The 22,905-nt window shown below is 69.2% G+C and carries 17 protein-coding genes; 7 read left to right on the top strand and 10 right to left on the bottom strand.

The features are described from left to right. Positions 1 to 15 precede the first annotated feature (15 nt). The 3 genes from AB0946_RS08935 to AB0946_RS08925 all read right to left on the bottom strand — a co-directional run bounded on the left by AB0946_RS08935 (position 16) and on the right by AB0946_RS08925 (position 6,646). On the bottom strand, positions 16 to 1,737 hold the full coding sequence (locus AB0946_RS08935) for a protein kinase family protein (protein ID WP_366759896.1): 1,722 nt from the start codon (positions 1,735 to 1,737) through the stop codon (positions 16 to 18). A 118-nt stretch (positions 1,738 to 1,855) separates the two neighbouring features. Further along, the gene (murJ, locus tag AB0946_RS08930) at positions 1,856 to 4,228 is read right to left on the bottom strand and encodes a murein biosynthesis integral membrane protein MurJ (RefSeq protein ID WP_366759895.1); all 2,373 of its coding nucleotides are present in this window, start codon (positions 4,226 to 4,228) and stop codon (positions 1,856 to 1,858) included. A gap of 45 nt (positions 4,229 to 4,273) precedes the next feature. After that, entirely contained in the window at positions 4,274 to 6,646 is a 2,373-nt protein-coding gene (locus AB0946_RS08925; protein WP_366759894.1) for a DUF6049 family protein, read from the bottom strand. Between the two features lie 256 nt (positions 6,647 to 6,902). On the opposite strand from AB0946_RS08925, the gene AB0946_RS08920 reads away from it, so the two are divergent. Beyond that, positions 6,903 to 8,345: a CCA tRNA nucleotidyltransferase gene (locus AB0946_RS08920; RefSeq protein ID WP_366759893.1), complete on the top strand. Its 1,443-nt coding sequence runs from the start codon at positions 6,903 to 6,905 to the stop codon at positions 8,343 to 8,345. 92 nt (positions 8,346 to 8,437) lie between these two features. Here the strand turns inward: AB0946_RS08920 and AB0946_RS08915 are convergent, their stop codons facing one another. The 3 genes from AB0946_RS08915 to AB0946_RS08905 all read right to left on the bottom strand — a co-directional run bounded on the left by AB0946_RS08915 (position 8,438) and on the right by AB0946_RS08905 (position 11,610). Continuing rightward, the gene (locus tag AB0946_RS08915; protein WP_366759892.1) at positions 8,438 to 9,700 is read right to left on the bottom strand and encodes an MFS transporter; all 1,263 of its coding nucleotides are present in this window, start codon (positions 9,698 to 9,700) and stop codon (positions 8,438 to 8,440) included. Between the two features lie 100 nt (positions 9,701 to 9,800). Beyond that, positions 9,801 to 10,883, bottom strand: a complete 1,083-nt coding sequence (locus AB0946_RS08910; RefSeq protein ID WP_014673757.1) for an inositol-3-phosphate synthase — start codon at positions 10,881 to 10,883, stop codon at positions 9,801 to 9,803. 43 nt (positions 10,884 to 10,926) lie between these two features. Beyond that, positions 10,927 to 11,610, bottom strand: coding sequence for a helix-turn-helix transcriptional regulator (locus tag AB0946_RS08905; RefSeq protein WP_366759891.1), 684 nt, complete (start codon positions 11,608 to 11,610; stop codon positions 10,927 to 10,929). Positions 11,611 to 12,392: 782 nt separating this feature from the next. Here AB0946_RS08905 and AB0946_RS08900 point away from each other — a divergent pair. Both AB0946_RS08900 and AB0946_RS08895 read left to right on the top strand, forming a co-directional pair. Further along, on the top strand, positions 12,393 to 14,702 hold the full coding sequence (locus AB0946_RS08900; RefSeq protein ID WP_366759890.1) for a transglycosylase domain-containing protein: 2,310 nt from the start codon (positions 12,393 to 12,395) through the stop codon (positions 14,700 to 14,702). 129 nt (positions 14,703 to 14,831) lie between these two features. Continuing rightward, the gene (locus tag AB0946_RS08895; protein WP_366759889.1) at positions 14,832 to 16,388 is read left to right on the top strand and encodes a glycosyltransferase 87 family protein; all 1,557 of its coding nucleotides are present in this window, start codon (positions 14,832 to 14,834) and stop codon (positions 16,386 to 16,388) included. A gap of 135 nt (positions 16,389 to 16,523) precedes the next feature. Here the strand turns inward: AB0946_RS08895 and AB0946_RS08890 are convergent, their stop codons facing one another. The 3 genes from AB0946_RS08890 to AB0946_RS08880 form a co-directional block, all read right to left on the bottom strand. Further along, on the bottom strand, positions 16,524 to 17,555 hold the full coding sequence (locus AB0946_RS08890) for an alanine racemase (RefSeq protein WP_366759888.1): 1,032 nt from the start codon (positions 17,553 to 17,555) through the stop codon (positions 16,524 to 16,526). Between the two features lie 85 nt (positions 17,556 to 17,640). After that, positions 17,641 to 18,759 (bottom strand): peptidoglycan bridge formation glycyltransferase FemA/FemB family protein, encoded by a 1,119-nt coding sequence (locus tag AB0946_RS08885; protein ID WP_030640113.1) that lies wholly within the window; start codon positions 18,757 to 18,759, stop codon positions 17,641 to 17,643. 120 nt (positions 18,760 to 18,879) lie between these two features. Further along, a complete protein-coding gene (locus AB0946_RS08880; protein WP_366759887.1) occupies positions 18,880 to 19,194 on the bottom strand; it encodes a hypothetical protein in 315 nt (104 codons plus the stop codon). Positions 19,195 to 19,467: 273 nt separating this feature from the next. On the opposite strand from AB0946_RS08880, the gene rpsF reads away from it, so the two are divergent. From rpsF to rplI, 4 genes are all read left to right on the top strand, one after another. Next, positions 19,468 to 19,758: a 30S ribosomal protein S6 gene (gene rpsF / locus AB0946_RS08875; RefSeq protein WP_014673750.1), complete on the top strand. Its 291-nt coding sequence runs from the start codon at positions 19,468 to 19,470 to the stop codon at positions 19,756 to 19,758. A gap of 80 nt (positions 19,759 to 19,838) precedes the next feature. Next, positions 19,839 to 20,420 (top strand): single-stranded DNA-binding protein, encoded by a 582-nt coding sequence (locus tag AB0946_RS08870; protein WP_366759886.1) that lies wholly within the window; start codon positions 19,839 to 19,841, stop codon positions 20,418 to 20,420. Between the two features lie 81 nt (positions 20,421 to 20,501). After that, entirely contained in the window at positions 20,502 to 20,738 is a 237-nt protein-coding gene (rpsR, locus tag AB0946_RS08865; protein ID WP_003949403.1) for a 30S ribosomal protein S18, read from the top strand. Between the two features lie 18 nt (positions 20,739 to 20,756). Beyond that, positions 20,757 to 21,203, top strand: a complete 447-nt coding sequence (rplI, locus tag AB0946_RS08860; RefSeq protein WP_030640106.1) for a 50S ribosomal protein L9 — start codon at positions 20,757 to 20,759, stop codon at positions 21,201 to 21,203. Between the two features lie 177 nt (positions 21,204 to 21,380). Here the strand turns inward: rplI and AB0946_RS08855 are convergent, their stop codons facing one another. After that, on the bottom strand, positions 21,381 to 22,718 hold the full coding sequence (locus AB0946_RS08855) for an MATE family efflux transporter (protein WP_366759885.1): 1,338 nt from the start codon (positions 22,716 to 22,718) through the stop codon (positions 21,381 to 21,383). Positions 22,719 to 22,905: the final 187 nt, after the last annotated feature.

The following is a 22,905-nucleotide window of genomic DNA, read 5'->3' as shown; positions in this document are numbered from 1 at the left end:
GGTCCGGGTGAGACGTCAGCCCGTGAACTTCACTTCGCCGATGGCCTGCTTGTAGCCGGCACTGGCGTACAGCGTGGAGTCGTACCCCGAGTTGGGCACGGCCGTCAGCCAGACGAGCACGTACTGCGTCTTGACCGACTTGGTGGCCTTCACCGTGGCCGTGGTCCCCGTCGTCGTCACACTGCCGATCTTCGTCATGGAATCGAGCGAGGCCGGGGACAGCGAATCCGCGGCGTAGAGCTCGACCGTCGTGTGGTCACCGCCGTAACGGAGGTCGACGGTGGCCGTGCTGAGCTGCTTGGCCGAGCCGAGGTCGTACACGATGCCGACGCCCGGCTTGAACGGCGCGATCGTCGGACCTTCGTTGAAGCTCTTGGTCTTCCAGTACGTCGAGGTGTCGCCGTCGTACGTCTTGGGGACGTTGCCGGGGCTCTGGGCGTCCCCCTTGGCGACGAACTCCTGGCCGTTCTGGATCTTTATGGGCGTCGGCTTCGGCTTCAGGGCGTTCTTGTCGCCGCCGTCCGTCGTCTGGCTCTTGTTGGTGTCGTCCGACTTCCCGCCCTGGTCCATCAGAGCGTCCGCCAGCTGCCAGCTGCCCAGACCCAGGGCGGCGATGAGCAGGGCCGACACGGCCCACTTCAGGGCCTTCCCGGTGCGGCTCTGCAACGGCGGCGGCGGGGGAGCCATCGGCTGCGTGACCCCCGGGTGCGGGGCCGGGCGGCCGTAGGTGCCCTGCTGATAGGTCGTGCGCTGGTACTCCGGAGGCGCCGTGAACGCCGGCTCGGGCGGGCGGATGCGCGGCATCTCACCGATCGCCTTCACCAGCTCCTCCGGCGTGGTGCACGGAGCCTCGTGCCGGGACGCCGTGGCACCGTCGTTGACGAGGGCGCGCATGGCGAGTTCGGACAGGCCGCGGTGCACACCGGCCCGCACCTGGTCCGGAGGGATGAGGCCGATGTCCTTGGGGAGACCGGACAGACCGTAGGCGTCGCTCTCGTAGGGCCAGCGCTGGGTCAGTGCCGCGTACAGCAGGGCGCCGATCGCCTCGGTGTCGGTGCGCTGCGGGGTGTCGGAGCTGATGCCCCGCAAGGCGGCGTTCACGGCCAGGCCCCGGATGCGCCACTGGCCGGTGGAGGCGCGCAGCACGGCGTTCGGGTTCAGCCGCAGATGGGCCAGGCCCTCCCGGTGTGCGGCGGCCATGGCGGAGGCGACCTGACTGACCATCTGGTAGGCGTCGTGCGGCTCCAGCGGGCCGCCGGCGAGCAGTGTGGACAGTTCGGTGGCGTCGGGCAGCCACTCGTGGACCACGTAGACGAGGTCGTTGTCCTCGACGGCGTCGAGGACCTGGACGAAGCGCGGGTCGCCGAGGAGTGCTGAGGAACGGGCGGCGGCGAGGACGGCGCGGGCCCGTGCGTGGTCCGCGGGCAGTACGTGGACACCGACGGCACGACGGAGTTTCTCGTCGACCGCACGCCAGCTGCTGAATCCGTCCAGACGGGTGACGCACTCCTCCAGCCGGTAACGTCTGGCGAGCTTGTGACCGCTGTGCAACTCCGGAGACGAAGTCTTCCGTCCGGGACCTTCGGTTCCGCCGCTCCCCTGTGCCTCCACGCTGTCCGTGTCCCGCTCCGGGTTCTTGGCCACCCCGTCGGCCGTGGACTGGTCCGCCTTGGCGGTCAGCGGTTGCTCACCGCTGTTGTCTGCCACGTCGACGGCAGCCGTGCTCCGTTCCGCCACCGTCGTCCCTGCCTCCCCATCCGTTGCACGCTGTCCGACGCCGAAACCAATTGTGCCCACAGTCCGCCGCTATGCACGACACACAGCGGCGGACGATGGTTGTGCGCCTACCCCCGCCTCAACGCCCCAGACGCCCGCGCACCATACCGACGAGCGAGTTGAGTTCCTCGATGCGCATCCGCCTGGCGGCGACGAAGAAGACGCCGAACAGAACGACACCACCGGCGAGCAGCGCGGCGAAGGAGCCGACGACGCCCAGTCCGAGGGTGTGTCCGATGCCGTAGCAGGCCGCGCCGCTGAGGAGGGCCGCCGGGAGGGAGGCGATACCCAGCCGCGCGTAGGTGCGCAGCACCCGGGAGCCGTCCAGGTCCCCGCCGAGTCGCTGGCGCAGCCGGCGCCAGGCGACGCCCACCCCGATGGCGTAGGCGAGGCCGTAGGCGGCGGCCATGCCGGCGACGGCCCAGCGGGCCGGCAGCAGGAAGTAGCACAGGGCCGAGGCGCCGGCGTTGACCGCGGCCACGATGACCGTGTTGTAGAAGGGGGTGCGGGTGTCCTCGTAGGCGTAGAAGGCGCGCAGGACGACGTACTGCACGGAGTAGGGGATCAGACCGAGGGCGAAGGCCATCAGCATGTACCCCATGTTGGTGGCCGCGCCGGTGCCGGCGGAGCCGAAGATGAGCGTGCACATCGGGATGCCGAGCGCGACGAACCCGAAGGCGATCGGCACGATGGCGACCGCGGTGGTGCGCAGCCCCTGGGAGATGTCGTCGCGGACGGCGCCCGCGTCGCCCTCGGCGGCCGAGCGCGAGATGCGCGGCAGCAGGGCGGCCATCAGGGAGACGGTGATGATGGCCTGCGGAAGGCCCCAGATCAGCTGGGCGTTGGCGTAGGCGGCGAAGCCGGCCCCCTTGAGCCCGGAGTCCTTGCCTGCGGCGGTGGACAGCTGGGTCACCACCATGGCGCCCGCCTGGTTGGCGAGGACGAACAGGACCGTCCACTTGGCGAGCATCGCGGCCTTGCCCAGGCCGTGGCCCTTCCAGTCGAAGCGCAGCCGGATCCGGAAACCGGTCTCGCGCAGGTAGGGGATCATCGCCAGGGCCTGGACGACCAGGCCGAGCAGCACACCGGCGCCGAGCAGGCGCTGGCCCTCCGGCGGGATGGTGGTGACGTCCATGTGGGAGTTGGCGGCGGTGCCGTAGACCCAGATGAACATGCCGAGCGTCACGATGATGACGATGTTGTTGAGGACCGGGGTCCACATCATCGCGCCGAACTTCCCGCGCGCGTTGAGGATCTGACCCATGACCACATGGATGCCCATGAAGAAGATCGAGGGCAGGAAGTAACGGGTGAAGGTGACCGCGACCTCGTTCGCCGCCGGGTTGCTGGCCACCGGGTTGGCGAGCAGCCGCACCAGGAGGGGCGCGGCGAACATCGCGAGTCCGGTCAGGGCGGCCAGGGCCACCATCACGAGGGTCAGCAGCCGGTTGGCGAAGGCCTCGCCGCCGTCCTCGTCCTCCTTCATCGAGCGCACCAGCTGGGGCACGAACACGGAGTTCAGACCGCCGCCGACGGTGAGGATGTAGATCATCGTCGGCAGCTGGTAGGCCACCTGGAAGGAGTCGGCGAGGAAGCCGAGGCCCAGCGCGGCGGCGATCAGCGCGGAGCGGATGAAGCCGGTGAGGCGGGAGACCATCGTGCCCGCCGCCATGACCGCACTGGACTTCAGCAGCCCGGTGGCCCGTCCGCCCTTCTTGGCGGGAGCGGCCGTGTCACCGGCCGTGGTGGCTCCCGGCTCGACCAGCCCGGGCGACCCCGCCGGATCCGCGGCCTGGGCCGGAGCGGGCACCTGGGACTGCGCCGCGTACCCGGTGCCCGGACCGGCCGGGTGCCCGGCGCCTGCGTACGGGTGGCCCTGCTGCGGGTACTGACCGTGCTGCGGCGGGTACTGGCCGGCGGGGCCGTACCCACCGCCCGGCGCCGCGGCGGGCCCCGGAACGGCCGGGGGATCCATGGACGCCTGGGCGCCACCGTGCTGCTGGTCCTTGAAGAGGTGCGCGAAGGCGTCCGGCTCGTGGTACTCCTCGCCGGAGTGGGTGACCAGGTCGTCCACGCCCACGAACTGGGTCGTGCGCGGGTCTTCGCCATAGGGCAGGTACGGGGTCGTGCTCCCCGGCTCCGGCGCCGGGGTCTGCGCCCACACGTTCGGGTCGGGGGCGTAGGGCGACTGGGCGGGCGGGGCGTAGAGCGGCTGCTGCTGGTCGTAGGTGCCCGGGGGCGGCGGCGGGTGCGCGGCACGGTCGTACAGCGCCTCGGCGACCGGGTCCTGGGCGGCCAGGTCGCGCGCCCGGTAGGGGTCCTGCTCGTAGGCGTCCTGGAGGTACATGTCCGCCGCGTGCTGCGGCGGCACCTGGCCGGGCTCGGGCGGCGGCTCGGGGTAGCCCGAGCCGGCCGCGCCCTGACCGCGGTCACCGTCGTACGGCGCGTTCATGCTTACCCCACCTCATCGTCCCGGGCCCACCGGCCACGACATCGCTCAACGGTCCACTCTCTCACCCGTCCCGGACGGGTCGGCGCTTTCCGGTGCGGTGTCCGGCGCAGGGTCACTCGGCTGCTCCGGGTCGTCGGCCCCGGAGACGGCGTCGGACTCCTCCGGGAGACGGTCGCCGGACCCCTCCGGGTTCCCGGGCCCGCCCGCGTCCTCCCCGGCGGTGCCGGGGCCGTCCTCGCCGGCCTGCCGGGCGGCCGCGCGCTTGCGCTGGCTGTACATGCGGAATCCGGCGAGCACGAGGAGCAGGACGCCGCCGCCGATGACCAGCATCACGGTGGGCGTGACCTCGGTGACCTTCACGTCGAAGCTGACGGCGTCGCCGTAGGGCTGCCCGTCCTCGGTGTACAGCTGGGCGAGGACCGTCACCCGGCCGTTGGCGTTGGCCGAGGTGGTGAACTTCACGGACTGGCTGTGGCCGCCGGAGACGTCGACGCGCTGCTCGAAGTACGCCTTGTCGCCGATCTTCAGGCGGGTCGGCATGGTGGAGGTGAGCCGCAGCACCAGATGGCCGACGGGCTGGACTAGGTTGTTCTGGACGGTCACCGGGATGGTCGCGCTCCGGCCCGAGAGCTTGGTCTCGGACTTGTCGATCAGCTTGACCTGCTTGGACAGGTCGTCCATCCATGCCTCGACACCGTCGCGATAGCCGGCCGCCTCGCCCTTCCGCCCCCGCCAGGACGTGGACATCTCACGGTTTATGGCCCGCCCGAAGGGCGTGACGACGCGGGACTGGTCGGAGAGGATCACCCGGAAGTTGTCGAGCTTGTCCTGGGTGCGGGCGATCTGGTCGAAGACCGCCCTCGGCAGTTCCTGCCGGCGCAGCGAGGAGGGGTAGGCGGACCGCGGGGGGATGCGCGTGGTGGCGCCCGGGTCGGGCTTGTCCTTGGCCGCCGCGGAGAGGTCCTGCGACTGGGACCAGGTGCCGCCCTGGAGCGCCTTCAGCGCCGTCGCCATCGCCTGCGCCTGCGTCGCCGTCGGCATGCGTTGCGGGGCGACGACGATGCTGCGCTGCTTGTCCGTCTGTGCGTTCAGCGCCAGGCTCTGGGCCAGGAACCGCTGGACGGCGAGGGTGGCCGAGCCCGCCTTCGTGAGGTCGCCCCCGAACGCCGTGGACAGCCGGGCGTCGGCGACGACCGCCGTGGTGCCTCCGCCGACCGGGCGGGCGGCGGACGGCGTGTACGGCAGTCCGCCGGTCTCCTGGAGGCTGTCACTGCGGGCGATCACCCGGTCGGCGCCGGCGGAGGTCGCCACCTTCATGATCGACGGGTCCACGGCGCCGTTCACCGGCCAGGCGAAGTCGGTGCTCGGTGTGACATGGAGCACGGTCTTCACGGTGATCGCGGCGACGTCGGTGGCGTCCTTGAGGTGGCTGAGCGAGCCGGTGACGCTGGTGCCGTTGTGGGCCAGGGAGGCCAGGTCGGGGTCGGCGAACGGCAGGGCGACGACCTCCTTGCCGGCCACCGCCTTCTGCAGGGCCGCCAGCCACTGCTTGGCGACCGCCTGGTGTTCGCGCGGGCCGGGCGTGCTGGTGCCGTCGGCACCCTGGAGCCGGTAGTTGCCCGCGGCCATCGCGTCGACCGAGGCGAGCAGGTCGGGATCGATCACCCAGGTGACGTCGAGGTCCTTGCCCAGGTCCACCATCTGGGCCAGCCGGCCGCCGGGGGCCAGCTCCTTGGCGAGGTCGTCGTCGAGGAACTCCGGCGTCTGCAGCTCGCCCGCGCCCGTCTTCGCCGTCAGGTGGGCCGTGGAGATCAGCGGCCACAGGAACGACGTCCTGGTCTTGGTGTCGGCCTCCGACGGCTGCCACGGCAGGAACGTCCGCCGGATGCCGAGCACCTGGTCCCATGCCTGGGCGGACGTCTGACCGGACAGGGTGACGTCGAACTCGTAGACCCCGTCGTCGCCGAGGTCGAGCTTGTCCACGGGCACGGAGATCGTGAAGTGCTCGGCGACCCCGGGGGCCAGCTTGTCGAACTTCTCCTCGTACTTGTCGCCGACCTCGGTGCCGGCGCCGCTCTGCGGCTCGTCGGAGTGCCGGGCGACGGAATCGATCTCCGAGCGGCTCGTCAGCTGGGGGCCGACCCGCAGGCCCACATGGGCGTCGGTGACGGCCCGCTTGCCGTTGTTCGTCACCGTGCCCGAGACGGTGACCGTGTCGCCGTCCGTGGGGGCACTGGGGCTGAGCGAGTCCAGGGAGACGGACACCGCGCCGGACGAGTCGGCCTGCGCCGGCCCGGCGGCGGGCAGCTGGAGCAGACCGGTCAGCAGTGGCGCCCCCGCGAGCAGTGCTCCGGCGCGCCGCAGCCACCGGCGGGCAGGTGAGGCACTGGTCCCCTGGAAGTCAGCCGCCTCGGCCACGCGCTCGCCCGTCCCTCGTCGTCGTCAGTGGTCGTCGGAATGTGCGTCCACGCATGGTAACGATGCGCGCTGAAGGGAAGTGCCGCGGTCTCCTCCACAAGATCGAAGAACAACCGTGACCCGTCCCCTATATCCAGTATCGAGGGGAGAGTGGCCGTACGCCGCAAGAGCAGCGCTTGCACGGATATACCGGGAGCTGTCCGCACCGCGTTATCGGGGCGCCCCCGGTCGCGCGGGGCACGTACCCTCTTCTGTTGTGCCGAACCCGAACGAAGACACTCCCTCCGCCCTGAGCCAGGCGCAGCAGCGCGCGGTCGCCGAGCTGCTGCGGGTGGCCCCCGTCGCCGACGATCTCGCCCGTCGATTCCAGGAGGCGGGCTTCTCGCTCGCCCTGGTCGGCGGATCGGTCCGCGATGCGTTGCTCGGCCGGCTCGGCAACGACCTGGACTTCACCACCGACGCCCGCCCCGAGGACGTACTGAAGATCGTCCGACCCTGGGCGGACGCCGTATGGGAGGTGGGCATCGCCTTCGGCACGGTCGGCGCGCACAAGGGCGGCTACCAGATCGAGATCACCACCTACCGGTCCGAGGCGTACGACCGCACCTCGCGCAAACCGGAGGTGTCGTACGGCGACTCCATCGAGGAGGATCTGGTCCGCCGCGACTTCACGGTCAACGCGATGGCCGTGGCGCTCCCGGCGAAGGAGTTCATCGACCCGCACGGTGGACTGGAGGATCTCGCGGCGCATGTCCTGCGGACACCGGGCACGCCCGAGGAGTCGTTCTCGGACGATCCCCTGCGCATGATGCGGGCCGCCCGGTTCGCCGCCCAGCTGGACTTCGAGGTCGCTCCCGAGGTCGTCACCGCCATGACGGAGATGGCCGGGCGGATCGAGATCGTCTCCGCCGAGCGGGTCAGGGACGAGCTGAACAAGCTCATCCTCTCCGCGCACCCGCGCAAGGGACTGAGCCTGCTCGTCGACACCGGACTCGCCGGGCATGTCCTGCCCGAGCTGCCGGCACTGCGACTGGAGAGGGACGAGCACCACCGGCACAAGGACGTCTACGAGCACACGCTGATCGTCCTGGAGCAGGCGATCGCGCTCGAGGAGGACGGCCCGGACCTCACCCTCCGGCTGGCCGCGCTGCTGCACGACATCGGCAAGCCGCGCACCCGGCGCTTCGAGCAGGACGGCCGGGTCTCCTTCCACCACCACGAGGTGGTCGGCGCCAAGATGACCAAGAAGCGCATGACCGCCTTGAAGTACTCCAACGAGCTGGTGAAGGACGTCTCACGGCTGGTCGAACTTCACCTGCGCTTCCATGGCTACGGAACCGGCGAGTGGACCGACTCGGCGGTCCGCCGGTATGTGCGCGACGCGGGCCCGCTGCTGAACCGCCTGCACAAGCTGACCCGCTCCGACTGCACCACGCGCAACAAGCGCAAGGCGGTCGCCCTGTCCCGGGCCTACGACGGCCTGGAGGAGCGCATCGCCCAGCTCCAGGAGCAGGAGGAGCTCGACGCGATCCGCCCCGACCTCGACGGCAACCAGATCATGGAGATCCTGGGGATCGGTCCCGGCCCGGCCGTCGGCACGGCGTACAAGCACATGCTGGAGCTGCGGCTGGAGAACGGGCCGATGGAGCGCGACACCGCGGTGACGGCGCTCAAGGAGTGGTGGGCCGAGCAGGGCTAAGTCGGTCCGGGCGATGTTTCACGTGAAACAGCCGCCAGTGACGGAGGCTCCGAGGGGCGATGTTTCACGTGAAACATCGCCCCTCGCTTTGTCTACCGGCGCGCGAAGCGGGCCAGCCCCGCGGCGATCACGCCATAGAGGACGGCGACGAGAGTCACCAGCACGGCCGATCGGCCGTCCGGCGGGAGCATCAGGGCCGCCACTCCAGCGGCGCCGACGAAAGCGACGTTGAAGAGCACGTCGTACACGGAGAAGATCCGGCCACGGAACTCGTCTTCGACGCAGGACTGGACGATCGTGTCCGTGGCGATCTTGGCGCCCTGAGTGATCAGGCCCAGAACGAAGGCCGCGACCATGAGGGGCCCGGCCGCGAAGGGCAGACCCAGGGCGGGTTCCAGCACCATGGCCGCGCCGGAGCACACGATGATCCAGCGGATGGGGCCGAGCCGGCCCGCCGCCCACGGCGTCACCACGGCCGCCGCGAAGAATCCCGCGCCGGACAACGCCAGCGCTGCCCCGAGGAGCCGCAGCCCTTCCTCGGAAGTGTCGGCCAGGGCGTAGCGGCAGAGCATGAGCAGCAGGACGAGGAGGGCGCCGTAGCAGAAGCGCATCAGGGTCATCGCGCCCAGAGCCCAGGCCGCTTCCCTGCGCCTCGGCGTGGCCAGGTGTCGCATGGCGGCCAGCAGTTCGCGCGCCGTCGTGGCGAGCGCCGCGCCGAGACGGGGCCGGGCCGGGTGCCGGTCGGGGCCCAGCAGGTCGGGTGCCAGGCGGAGGGACGCGAGGCTCGCGCACAGGTACAGGAGGGCGCCGAGCAGCACCACCGCCGCGTCGGAGTCCGATGCGACGATCCGGACGCCGAAGGCCAGGGCTCCGCCGACGGTCGCGGCGAGGGTGCCGGCGGTCGGGGAGAGCGAGTTGGCCAGCACCAGGCGCTCGGTGTCGACGACGCGTGGCAGGGCGGCGGACAGCCCGGCGAGGACGAAGCGGTTGACGGCCGTGACACACAGCGCGGACACGTAGAAGAGCCAGTCGGGAGCATGGCCGAGCATCAGCGCGGCGGTGGCCGCGGCCAGCAGGGCGCGCAGCAGATTGCCGTACACGAAGACCTGCCGGCGGCGCCAGCGGTCCAGCAGGACGCCGGCGAAGGGTCCGACCAGTGAGTAGGGGAGCAGCAGGACCGCCATAGCCGAGGCGATCGCGGCGGCCGAGGTCTGCTTCTCCGGGGAGAAGACGACGTACGCGGCGAGCGCGACCTGATAGACGCCGTCGGCGCCCTGGGACAGGAGGCGGACGTACAGCAGTCGCCGGAAGTTGTTCAGGCGCAGCAGGACGCGCAGGTCACGGACGACGGGCATGGGTCACACCCTCACACATGCGGAAGGTCCCCGGGTCGGGGGACCCGGGGACCTTCACAGCCCTGGCAGGAGCGTTCTCGTGCGAGCGGCGCCGGGCGTCTTAGCGCTCGACCTCACCGCGGATGAACTTCTCGACGTTCTCGCGGGCCTCGTCGTCGAAGTACTGGACCGGCGGGGACTTCATGAAGTACGAGGAGGCGGAGAGGATCGGACCACCGATGCCGCGGTCCTTGGCGATCTTCGCGGCGCGCAGCGCGTCGATGATGACACCGGCGGAGTTCGGGGAGTCCCAGACCTCCAGCTTGTACTCCAGGTTCAGCGGGACGTCACCGAAGGCGCGACCCTCCAGGCGGACGTAGGCCCACTTGCGGTCGTCCAGCCAGGCCACGTAGTCGGACGGGCCGATGTGGACGTTCTTCTCGCCGAGGTCCCGGTCGGGGATCTGGGAGGTGACGGCCTGCGTCTTGGAGATCTTCTTGGACTCCAGGCGCTCGCGCTCGAGCATGTTCTTGAAGTCCATGTTGCCGCCGACGTTCAGCTGCATCGTGCGGTCGAGGATGACACCGCGGTCCTCGAACAGCTTCGCCATGACGCGGTGCGTGATGGTGGCGCCGACCTGGGACTTGATGTCGTCACCGACGATCGGCACACCGGCCTCGGTGAACTTGTCCGCCCACTCCTTGGTGCCGGCGATGAAGACCGGGAGGGCGTTGACGAAGGCGACCTTGGCGTCGATGGCGCACTGGGCGTAGAACTTCGCCGCGTCCTCGGAGCCGACGGGCAGGTAGCAGACCAGGACGTCGACCTGCTTGTCCTTCAGGACCTGGACGACGTCGACCGGCTCGGCGTCCGACTCCTCGATGGTGGCGCGGTAGTACTTGCCGAGGCCGTCGAGGGTGTGGCCGCGCTGGACGGTGACACCGGTGGTGGGGACGTCGCAGATCTTGATGGTGTTGTTCTCGGAGGCGCCGATGGCGTCCGCGAGGTCAAGACCGACCTTCTTGGCGTCGACGTCGAACGCGGCGACGAACTCGACGTCGCGGACGTGGTAGTCACCGAACTGCACGTGCATCAGGCCGGGGACCTTGGACGCCGGGTCGGCGTCCTTGTAGTACTCGACTCCCTGCACCAGCGACGCGGCGCAGTTGCCCACGCCGACGATGGCTACGCGAACCGAACCCATTCCGGTTGCTCCCTGTGTGTACGAGTGAGGCCCTGACTGGGACTCACGTGGCGGTGTCGTCGGGCGTATCCGTCCGCGGGGTGTCCCCGGAACGGGGCAGGCCGCCCGTCGATCCAGTGGTGGTGTCCTGCTGAGCGGGCCCCCCGGACGCGGAACCCCTCAGGTCCCGCCCGGCCCGCTCGCTCTCGATGAGCTCGTTCAGCCAGCGCACTTCGCGCTCCACGGACTCCATCCCGTGGCGCTGGAGCTCAAGTGTGTAGTCGTCGAGGCGCTCCCGGGTGCGTGCCAGGGAGGCGCGCATCTTCTCCAGGCGCTCCTCCAGGCGGCTGCGCCGGCCCTCCAGGACGCGCATGCGCACATCGCGCGAGGTCTGCCCGAAGAAGGCGAAACGTGCGGCGAAGTGCTCGTCCTCGTACGCGTCGGGACCGGTCTGCGAGAGCAGTTCCTCGAAGTGCTCCTTGCCTTCCGCGGTCAACCGATAAACGATCTTGGCGCGGCGTCCGGCGAGGGGAGCGGCGAGGGCGTCGTCGTGAGTGTTCCCGGGTTCCTCGATCAGCCAGCCGTTGGTGACCAGCGTCTTGAGGCAGGGGTAGAGCGTCCCGTAACTGAACGCGCGGAACACACCCAGTGACGTGTTGAGTCGTTTGCGCAGCTCGTAGCCGTGCATCGGGGACTCCCGGAGCAGGCCGAGCACGGCGAACTCAAGAATGCCGGAGCGCCGGCTCATCGTCGCCTCCTCTCGTCCCGCAGGTCCGTCCCACAGGTCTCGCACCGCCTGGCAGCATCTTTATCTCATGCTGATGTATCGACTCGATACATCAGCACGATAGAACGGCCTCTCGCACGCGACAAGGGGGACGGTGGTGAACGGGATCACATCACCGTTTCGTTGGAGGCAACTTGCCTGTTTTGGGGTGAACTTCGGAGCTCGGCGCGTTTTGGTGGTGCGTAGTCTGTGCGGCATGCACACCACCGGGAACCGCGTGATGCCTGGGGAGCGTCGTCGTCCCCGGTGCAGTACGGGTGAATGCAGGACCGACCACATCCGTACTTCGGGGGGACCGGAAATCAGCCGCCGTTCCAGGCGCGCACGGGTGCGCCTGCCCGAGGAGTAATCGTTCGATGAGCGAGCACCGTCGCAAACCGCCGCAGCCGCAGGGAGGCGGACGTGCCGCGGCCCGACGCGGCCAGTCCGGTCCGTCCTCCGGCCGCCGTGCGGCACCGCGAGGCGCCACCGGGTCCCCTGCCGATTCCTATGGGTCCCGTTCCCCGGGGTCGGAGTCCGCTGACCCGGGGAGTGAGGAGCGCGCCTACGGCGGCCGGGCCGAGGCCCGCCGTGCCGCGCAGAGAGGTGGCCGCCGCAGAGCGGCCGACAACGCCGGCGGCCGGCGCGGGGGCCCGGGCGGGCCGGCCGGTCCCGGACGCGGCAGTGGCCGCGCGACGACCGCACCCGGCAAGAAGCGGATCATCGACTACCCGCGGGCCGGCAAGTACGGCTGGCGACGCTGGGTGCCGTCCTGGAAGCTGGTCAGCGGGCTGTTCATCGGCTTCGTCGGCAGCCTGGTGGTGATGGTCGGCGTCGGCTACGCGATGGTCTCCATCCCGAACGAGAACGACGCGGCCAAGTCCCAGAACAACGTCTACTTCTGGGCCGACGGCACTCAGATGGTGGCGACGGGCACCGGGGTCAACCGGCAGAACGTCACCATCGACAAGATCCCCGAGGCCATGCAGTGGGCCGTGATCTCGGCGGAGAACAAGAGCTTCTACGACGACTCGGGCGTCGACCCCATGGGTATCGCCCGAGCCCTGGCGAACATGGCCCGGGGCGGTCAGACGCAGGGTGGCTCGACGATCACCCAGCAGTTCGTGAAGAACACCTACCTGAGCCAGGAACAGACGGTCACCCGCAAGTTCAAGGAGATGTTCATCTCCATCAAGGTGGGCACGAAGCTCGACAAGAAGCAGATCCTGCAGGGCTACCTGAACACCTCGTACTACGGCCGTGGTGCCTACGGCATCCAGGCCGCCGCGCAGACCTACTACGGCGTGAACGCGGTCGATCTCACGCCGAGCCAGTGCGCCTTCCTCGCGGCCTTGCTGAAGGGTCCGACGTACTACGACCCGGCCGGCAACGCGGACCTCGACCCGTCGGCGAACGCGAAGGACAACCTGCACCGTTCCCAGGAGCGCTGGTCCTGGATCCTCGGCGAGATGCACAAGGACAAGCACCTCACGGATGAGCAGTACCAGCTGGCCCACAGCAAGTACCCCAAGCCCCAGGGCCGCAAGGCGAGCAAGAACATGACCGGCCAGATCAGCTACCTCGTAGACACGGCCAAGAAGTACGTCCTGAACCACTCCAAGATCACGGAGGCGCAGTTCGACCAGGGCGGCTACCAGATCTACACGACCTTCGAGAAGAAGAGCGTCGACGCCCTGAGCGCGGCTGTGAAGAAGGTCCAGAAGGACCGCCTCGACCCGAAGCATCGCGATCTGGACAAGTACGTCCAGTTCGGTGCGGCATCGGTGGTCCCGAAGGACGGTGCGATCGTCGCGCTCTACGGCGGTGACGGCTACGAGAACGGTCACTTCACCAACAACGCCGACACGTCCGGTGTCCCCGTCGGTTCGACGTGGAAGCCGTTCGTCCTGGCCGCGGCGATGGAGTACGGCACCTACAAGTCCGAGGGTGAGGGCATCTCGCCGCTGAGCAAGTACAACGGCAACGACAAGCTCAAGGTGAGGAACCAGGACGGGAGCTACGTCCTGAAGAAGGACGGCTCGGTCTTCTACCAGCGCAACGAGGGCCCCAAGCCCTGGGGGTACATCACGCTGCGCAAGGCCATGGAGCAGTCCATCAACACCCCGTTCGTACAGCTCGGCATGGACGTGGGGATGTCGAAGGTCCGAGACGTCGCGAAGGCCTCCGGCATCCTGGACGCCAGCTTCGCCGACCTCAACCCGTCCTTCGCCATCGGCACCTCGACGCCGAGCGCGATCCGTATGGCCGACGCTTACGCGACGTTCGCCGCGTCCGGCCAGCACACGGATCCGTACTCGGTGACGAGCGTCAAGAAGGAGGGCCAGGAGCTGCCGGGCTTCACCAAGCCCAGGCGGACCCAGGCGATGCCGGAGAACGTGGCCAACAACGTCACGGACACGCTGGAGAACGTGATCCAGAACGGTACCGGCCAGAACGCCAAGGCCCTGGGACGTACCGCGGCCGGCAAGACCGGTACCACCGACAGCAACAAGTCGGCCTGGTTCGTCGGTTACACCCGGCAGCTGTCGACCTCGGTCGCGATGTTCCGCGAGAACCCCAAGGACCACGAACTGCTGTCGATGAACGGCACGGCGGGTGTGGACTCCATCCACGGTGGTGACATCCCGACGCAGGTGTGGACCGAGTACATGAAGGCCGCGCTCAAGGGCAAGAACGACCCCGGATTCCCGGACCCCACCGAGATCGGCAAGGTCCAGGACGAGGCGGGCGCTCCCTCCCCGACTCCGAGCGTCACCATCACGCCCAGTGCGACGCCGAGCGACACGCCGACCCCGACGCCGAGCGTGACGACCACCTCACCGTCACCGACGCCGAGCGAGTCCTGCCAGTTCGGCTGGGACCCGAACTGCAACGGCAACGGCGGGGGCAACGGCAACGGCGGGGGCAACGGCAATGGCACCGGAGGTGTGGACACGGGTGGTGTCGACGGAGGCGGAGGCGAGTCGCCGTCACCCACCGTCACGGACACGACCGGCACCGGTACCACCCGAGGAAACGGCAACGGCGGCTTCTTCGGGGGTCAGAACGGCTAGGCCGGCGATCTGACCGGTTGGCGACCATATCGCCCACCGAGGGTGTTTCACGTGAAACATGGGCCGCCGCACCCACCAGGTGCGGCGGCCCTCGGTGTTTTCCCACCGGGGTACGGCAGGATGTGCCCCATGCCCAGTGCAGAGATGACGCCCGCGAGCATGCACGAGCCCGAGTCCGTGCGGTCCGCCGTGGCGGAGCCGGTGCAGCCGACCAGGGAGGACGAGGTCGCCGCCGCCGGCAGTGAGCTGATCGGCGGTCCCCTGGGGCGGCACGCCCTGCTGGGAACCTCCTGGTGGACCCCCGTGCGGGTCGTGGCGCTCGTGGCGATCGGCATGTTCGCCCTCGGCCTGGTCCAGAAAGCGCCCTGCTACCACAGCGGCTGGTTCTTCGGAGCGAGCAGTCAGTACACGCACGCCTGCTACTCGGACATCCCGCACCTCTACCAGGGCCGTGGGTTCGCCGACCATCTCGTGCCGTACTTCGACAAGCTCCCCGGCGACATGGACTACCTCGAGTACCCGGTGCTCACCGGTCTGTTCATGGAGGTGGCCTCCTGGCTGACCCCGCACAGCGGCAGCATCCAGCACCAGGAGCAGTGGTACTGGTTCGTGAACGCCGGGATGCTGATGGTGTGCGCCGCCATCATCGCCGTGTGCGTGGCCCGTACCCACCGCCGGCGCCCCTGGGACGGCCTGCTGGTCGCCCTGGCGCCCGCCCTCGCGCTGACCGCGACCATCAACTGGGACCTGCTGGCCGTGGCGCTGACGGCCGCCGCCATGCTGATGTGGTCACGGGGCCGCGCCCTCGCGTTCGGTGTCCTCCTGGGGCTCGCGACGGCCGCCAAGCTGTATCCGGCGCTGCTGCTGGGGCCGCTGCTGGTGCTGTGCTGGCGGGCGGGCAAGTGGCGCGCATTCTTCCAGGCCGCGTCCGGCGCGGTGGTGGCCTGGCTCGTGGTCAACCTGCCCGTGATGATCACGCATGACGCGACGGGCTTCCACATCCGTGAGGGCTGGGCGAAGTTCTACACCTTCAGCAAGGAGCGCGGTGTCGACTTCGGCTCCTTCTGGCTGATCTGGGCGCAGAACTCCAGCAGCCCGCCCACCACCGAGTTCGTCAACACAGCCGCCACCGTGCTCGTGGTGCTGTGCTTCCTCGGAATCGCCGCGCTGACGTTCACCGCCCCGCGCCGGCCCCGCTTCGCCCAGCTGGCCTTCCTGATCGTGGCCGCCTTCGTCCTCACCAACAAGGTCTACTCCCCGCAGTACGTCCTGTGGCTGGTGCCGCTGGTGGTCCTCGCCCGGCCCAAGTGGCGGGACTTCCTGATCTGGCAGGCCTGCGAGGTGGCGTACTTCCTGGGCATCTGGCTGTACCTCGCCTACACGACCAGCGGGGACGCCCACAAGGGCCTGCCGACGCAGGGCTACCACTGGGCGATCGTCGTGCACCTGCTGGGCACGCTGTATCTGTGCGCCGTCGTCGTACGGGACATCCTCATGCCGGAGCGGGACGTGGTGCGCCGGTCCGGCGACGACGATCCGTCGGGCGGAGTGCTCGACGGCGCCGAGGACGCGTTCGCGCTCGGCGCGGGTGCCCATCCCCCGCACCACCCCGACCACTTCGAGGGGCCTCAGGTGGACTGGGGCCGACCGGAGACGCTGACCCACGAAGACCGCCGTTCGCTCTGAGCGAACAGGCGCGCACCGCCTGACCGGCACGCGGCACGCAGTAAGGCGAACCGGCTGTCGCGCGTGGAAGGCGGCGCAGACAGAAGGCCGTATCCGGGAGCACCGGATACGGCCTTGTCGTCGTTCTCGAGGGGCTCAGCGGTCCACGAGACGGTCGAACTGGGTCGTGGTGTGCCGCAGATGGGCCACCAGCTCGTCGCCGACCTTCGGCTCGGGGGCGTCCGAGGGCACGAACAGGATCGACACCTGCATGTGCGGCGGCTCGGCGAACCAGCGCTGCTTGCCGCCCCAGACGAACGGGGAGAGGTTGCGGTTGACCGTGGCGAGCCCGGCCCGGGCGACTCCCTTGGCGCGCGGCATGACGCCGTGCAGGGCCTTCGGGGCCTCCAGACCCACCCCGTGCGACGTTCCGCCCGCCACGACCACCAGGAAGCCGTCCGAGGCCGCCTTCTGCTGCCGGTAGCCGAACCGGTCGCCCTTCGTCACCCGCGTGACGTCCAGGACGGCACCGCGGTACTCGGTGGCGTCGTGGTCCCCCAGCCACAGCCGCGTGCCGATGCGGGCGCGGAACCGGGTCTGCGGGAACTGCTGCTGGAGCCGGGCGAGGTCGTCCGCCTTGAGATGGCTGACGAACATCGTGTGCAGCGGCAGCCGCGCCGCGCGCAGCCGGTCCATCCAGCCGATGACCTCCTCGACGGCGTCCGAACCGTCGGTGCGGTCCAGCGGCAGATGGATGGCGAAGCCCTCCAGCCGGACGTTCTCTATGGCCTGGTGCAGCTGGGGCAGTTCGTGCTCGCTGATGCCGTGCCGCTTCATCGAGGACATCACCTCGATGACGACACGGGCGCCCACGAGGCCGTACACGCCGTCGATCGACGACACCGAGCGGACGACCCGGTCGGGCAGCGGCACGGGCTCCTCGCCACGCCGGTACGGCGTGAGCACGAGCAGGTCGCCGCTGAAGAAGTCCTTGATGCGCGCGGCCTCGTAGGTCGTGCCGACGGCGAGCAGGTCGGCACCGAGCCGGGTGGCCTCCTCCGACAGCCGTTCGTGCCCGAAGCCGTAGCCGTTGCCCTTGCAGACCGGGACGAGTCCGGGGAACTGCTCCTGCACGTGCTTGTGGTGCGCCCGCCAGCGCGCGGTGTCGACGTAGAGCGTGAGCGCCATGGCCGGACCCGGAACCTTTCTCGTGGCTGCGGTGAATCAGAGGTGTGAGAGCTGTGAGGGCTATGGAACCAAACGCCCGCGCGGCTCAGCGCCGCGACATGTAGATGTCGAGCGCCTTGTGGAGCAGCTTGTTCAGCGGGAAGTCCCACTCGCCGAGGTACTCCGCGGCCTGGCCGCCGGTGCCGACCTTGAACTGGATGAGACCGAAGAGGTGGTCGGTCTCGTCCAGCGAGTCGGAGATGCCGCGCAGGTCGTAGACGGTGGCGCCGAGCGCGTAGGCGTCGCGCAGCATCCGCCACTGCATGGCGTTGGACGGCCGGACCTCGCGGCCGATGTTGTCGGAGGCGCCGTAGGAGTACCAGACATGCCCGCCGACGATCAGCATCGTCGCCGCCGACAGGTTCACCCCGTTGTGGCGGGCGAAGTACAGCCGCATGCGGTTGGGGTCCTCGGTGTTGAGGGCCGTCCACATGCGCTGGAAGTACGACAGCGGGCGGGGCCGGAAGTGGTCGCGGACGGCCGTGATCTCGTACAGCCGCTGCCACTCGGGCAGGTCCTGGTAACCGCCCTGGACGACCTCGACGCCTGCCTTCTCGGCCTTCTTGATGTTGCGCCGCCACAGCTGGTTGAAGTTCTTGTGGACCTCTTCCAGGGAGCGGTTGGCCAGCGGCACCTGGTACACGTACCGGGGCTGCACGTCGCCGAAGCCGGCGCCGCCGTCCTCGCCCTGCTGCCAGCCCATGCGGCGCAGCTTGTCGGCCACCTCGAAGGCGCGCGGCTCGATGTAGTCGGCCTCCAGGTCGCGCAGACGCTTGACGTCCGGGTCCTGGATGCCCCTCTTGATCGTGTCGGCGTTCCAGCGACGGATGATCACCGGCGGGCCCATCTTCACGGAGAAGGCACCCTGCTGCTTCAGGTGCGCCAGCATCGGCTGGATCCAGTCGTCCAGGTTCGGCGCGTACCAGTTGATGACCGGGCCCTCGGGCAGATAGGCGAGGTAGCGCTTGATCTTGGGCAGCTGGCGGTAGAGGACCAGGCCCACTCCGACCAGCTGGCCGCTCCGGTCGAACCAGCCGAGGTTCTCCGAGCGCCACTCCGCCTTCACATCTGCCCAGGCCGGGACCTGCATGTGGCTCGCCGCCGGCAGACTCTGGATGAAGGCCAGATGCTGCTCGCGACTGATGGTCCTCAGGGTCAGGCTCATTCGGGGCGCTCCTCGGGCTGGTGTGTCCCCATGGGTACAGGGGCTCCGGCTCTCGCGCCGAAGCCTACTGCGCCTCGCGAGCGCCCCGACTGGGCGTACGGGGCTTTGAGCCCGGTGAGGTCAGCTGATGACCCCGCCGAACAGGCCGCCGTGGGCCATGCCGATCAGAAAACCGACCCCGGCCGCACCGAGACCCAGGATCAGGCCGAACCGCTGCCGCGTGGTCACCGAGACCCACTGTCCGTACACGCCCGTGGCCAGTGCCACCAGGCCCGCCCACGAGGTCAGCAGGTGAAGGCTGTGGAAGAACGACGTGATGAAGGACAGCAGGCCCAGGACGAACGTCACCGCCATCAGGGTGTCCTGAAGCGGATGGGGCTTGCCGTCCGTGGCGAAGAGGGAACCGGCGGTGTTGGGTCGCAATGCCTGTGCCATGGGCACCTCCTGCGGAAGGCGGCGCATCGTAGCGCCGTACACACCCGATGTGTACAGATTGTCGGGGACGACAGCCGGATTTCAACCGGAAGCGTGGGTGCGGGTAGTCTGTACCGTCTGCACTGGTGTCTGCCCAGACCTGACCAGGTCACACTGTCGGCTTCCCTCAAGGAACCCCGATTGTCAGTGGCGGCCGATACCGTTGCGTACGCATCACAACCCTCCTGCCACGGAACGACCGTGGCCGCTGAGTCCAAAGGAGGTGGGTTCCACATGCGTCACTACGAGGTGATGGTCATCCTCGACCCCGATCTCGAGGAGCGCGCTGTCTCCCCGCTGATCGAGAACTTCCTGTCCGTCGTCCGTGACGGCGGCGGCAAGGTTGAGAAGGTCGACACCTGGGGCCGTCGTCGTCTCGCCTACGAGATCAAGAAGAAGCCCGAGGGCATCTACTCGGTCATCGACCTGCAGGCCGAGCCTGCGGTCGTCAAGGAGCTCGACCGCCAGATGAACCTGAACGAGTCGGTCCTCCGGACCAAGGTCCTCCGTCCCGAGACCCACTGAGCTCTCCCGCTCAGCTGATCCCGGGATTCGAGTAGCAGCAACAAGCAGCCAGAGCAGCAAACCCGCCGAGAGGTTCCCCCATGGCAGGCGAGACCGTCATCACGGTCATCGGCAATCTTGTCGACGACCCCGAGCTGCGCTTCACCCCGTCCGGTGCGGCGGTCGCGAAGTTCCGCGTCGCGTCCACTCCCCGCACCTTCGACCGCCAGACGAACGAGTGGAAGGACGGCGAGAGCCTCTTCCTGACCTGCTCGGTCTGGCGTCAGGCGGCGGAGAACGTCGCCGAGTCGCTCCAGCGAGGCATGCGCGTCATCGTGCAGGGCCGGCTGAAGCAGCGGTCCTACGAGGACCGTGAGGGCGTCAAGCGCACGGTCTACGAGCTGGACGTCGAGGAAGTCGGCCCCAGCCTGCGCAACGCCACGGCCAAGGTCACCAAGACCGCCGGTGGCGCTCGCGGTGGCCAGGGCGGCGGTTACGGCGGCGGTGGCGGCCAGGGTGGCGGCGGCTGGGGCGGAGGCCCCGGTGGCGGCCAGCAGGGCGGCGGCGCTCCGGCCGACGACCCGTGGGCGACCGGCGCTCCCGCCGGTGGCAACCAGGGCGGCGGCGGCTGGGGCGGAGGCTCCGGCGGCGGTGGCGGCTACTCGGACGAGCCCCCCTTCTAAGCCTTCGGGCCAGGCCTTCAGGGCCGGTCCGGGTCGAGGGCGGGTCGTATCCCAACTTCTTGATCACACAGGAGAAACACCATGGCGAAGCCGCCTGTGCGCAAGCCGAAGAAGAAGGTCTGCGCTTTCTGCAAGGACAAGGTCACGTACGTGGACTACAAGGACACGAACATGCTGCGGAAGTTCATTTCCGACCGCGGCAAGATCCGTGCCCGCCGCGTGACCGGCAACTGCACGCAGCACCAGCGTGACGTCGCCACGGCCGTCAAGAACAGCCGTGAGATGGCGCTGCTGCCCTACACGTCCACCGCGCGCTAAGGGAAGGGTGACCGACTCATGAAGATCATCCTCACCCACGAGGTCTCCGGCCTCGGTGCCGCGGGCGACGTCGTCGACGTCAAGGACGGCTACGCTCGCAACTACCTGATCCCGCGGAAGTTCGCTATCCGCTGGACCAAGGGTGGCGAGAAGGACGTCGAGCAGATCCGTCGTGCTCGCAAGATCCACGAGATCCAGACCATCGAGCAGGCCAACCAGGTCAAGGCCCAGCTCGAGGGCGTGAAGGTCCGTCTGGCCGTCCGCTCCGGCGACGCCGGCCGTCTCTTCGGTTCCGTCACCCCGGCCGACATCGCGTCCGCGATCAAGGCTTCCGGTGGCCCCGAGGTCGACAAGCGTCGCATCGAGCTGTCCGCTCCGATCAAGACCCTGGGCGCCCACGAGACGTCCGTGCGTCTGCACCCCGAGGTTGCCGCCAAGGTCAACGTCGAGGTCGTCGCGGCCTGATCGCCGCGTGATCGCCGCGCTCGCTTGAGCCGGTGAAAGGGGCCGCATCCTTCATGGGGTGCGGCCCCTTTCCCATGGCCGGGCTCTCACGACCGGGCTCCCACGACGGGGCTGCATCCGGGGGGGGACTTCCTCCAGACGGGACCGCACCGGGACGGCATGTTTCACGTGAAACGGTCAGCGGGTCGCGCCCGTCACGATCCAGCGGCCCGAGCGGGACCGAAGCCACAGGGTCAGCATCCGGATCGACATCATCAACGTCATCGCGCCCCAGAGGGCGGTGAGGCCGCCGCCGAGTGAGGGAACGAGCAGGGCCGCCGGAGCGAACACCACCAGGGTGACGACCATGGCCCAGGCCAGATACGGGCCGTCACCCGCGCCCATGAGGACGCCGTCAAGGACGAAGACGATCCCGCAAACGGGCTGTGACAGTGCCACGAGCAGCAGGGCTGGCAGAGCGGCGTCCTTCACCAGGGAGTCGCCGGTGAACAGCGGCAGGAAGAGCGGTCGTGCGGCCACGACGAGAAGGCCCAGGACGACACCGGTCGCGACACCCCACTGGACCATGCGACGGCAGGCTTCACGGGCTCCCTGCGTGTCGTCCGCTCCGAGGTAGCGGCCGATGATGGCCTGTCCCGCGATCGCTATCGCGTCGAGGGCGAAGGACAAGAGGTTCCACAGGGACAGGACGATCTGGTGGGCGGCGATGTCGGCATCACCGAGACGGGCCGCGACCGCCGTGGCGATCATGATGATGGCCCGCAGGGACAACGTGCGGACCAGCAGAGGGACGCCGGCCTGAGCCGAGGCCCGGATGCCGGCGGCGTCCGGACGGAGAGAGGCGCCGTGCCGACGAGCCCCGCGGACGACGACGGTCAGATAGACGGCCGCCATGCCGCACTGTGCGATGACCGTGCCCCAGGCCGAACCGGCGATGCCGAGCCCGGCGCCGTAGATGAGCCCCGCGTTCAGTGCGGCGTTGGCGATGAACCCCGCGACGGCGACATAGAGCGGGGTCCTGGTGTCATGCAGGCCGCGCAGCACTCCGGTCGCGGCCAGGACGATGAGCATGGCCGGGATGCCCAGCGCGGAGATGCGCAAATAGGTGGTGGCGTAAGGGGCAGCGGTCGTCGAGGCGCCGAAGAGGTCCACGATGCCGGGTGCGAGGGGCAGGACGACGGCGATGACGGCGATGCCGAGCAGCAGCGCCAGCCAGATGCCGTCCATGCCCTGGCGGATGGCTGCCGTGAGATCACCGGCGCCGACGCGGCGGGCCACGCCGGCCGTGGTGGCGTAGGCGAGGAAGACGAAGACACTCACGGCGGTGGTGAGGAGCGCCGAGGCGACGGCGAGACCGGCGAGCTGTGCGGTCCCGAGATGGCCGACGATCGCACTGTCCGCCATGACGAAGAGAGGCTCGGCGACGAGGGCGCCGAAGGCCGGGACGGCCAGCGCGACGATTTCTCGGTCGTGCCGCCGCAGGGTGGCCTTGGGGATCTCTGGAGCCTGTGTCATGAGCATCAATGTAATCGTCCACAGGTAAGAGATGCAATGCGTCACTGATCCTTACTTCTGCTGGTGGCTCGTGTCCTTTCGGGTGCCGTTCGACGCGATCTTGGCCCGACTGGGGAAGTTTTTTCTCTGCACAGCCGGTGGATCGTGAAAGTGCAGGTCACGGGCCTGGTCTCGGCGGGATCGAGGG

The organism is Streptomyces sp. NPDC046870 (assembly GCF_040704595.1).
In the GTDB taxonomy this organism is placed as follows: Bacteria; Actinomycetota; Actinomycetes; order Streptomycetales; family Streptomycetaceae; genus Streptomyces; species Streptomyces argyrophylli.
This window is presented reverse-complemented; position numbering and strand designations above follow the sequence as displayed.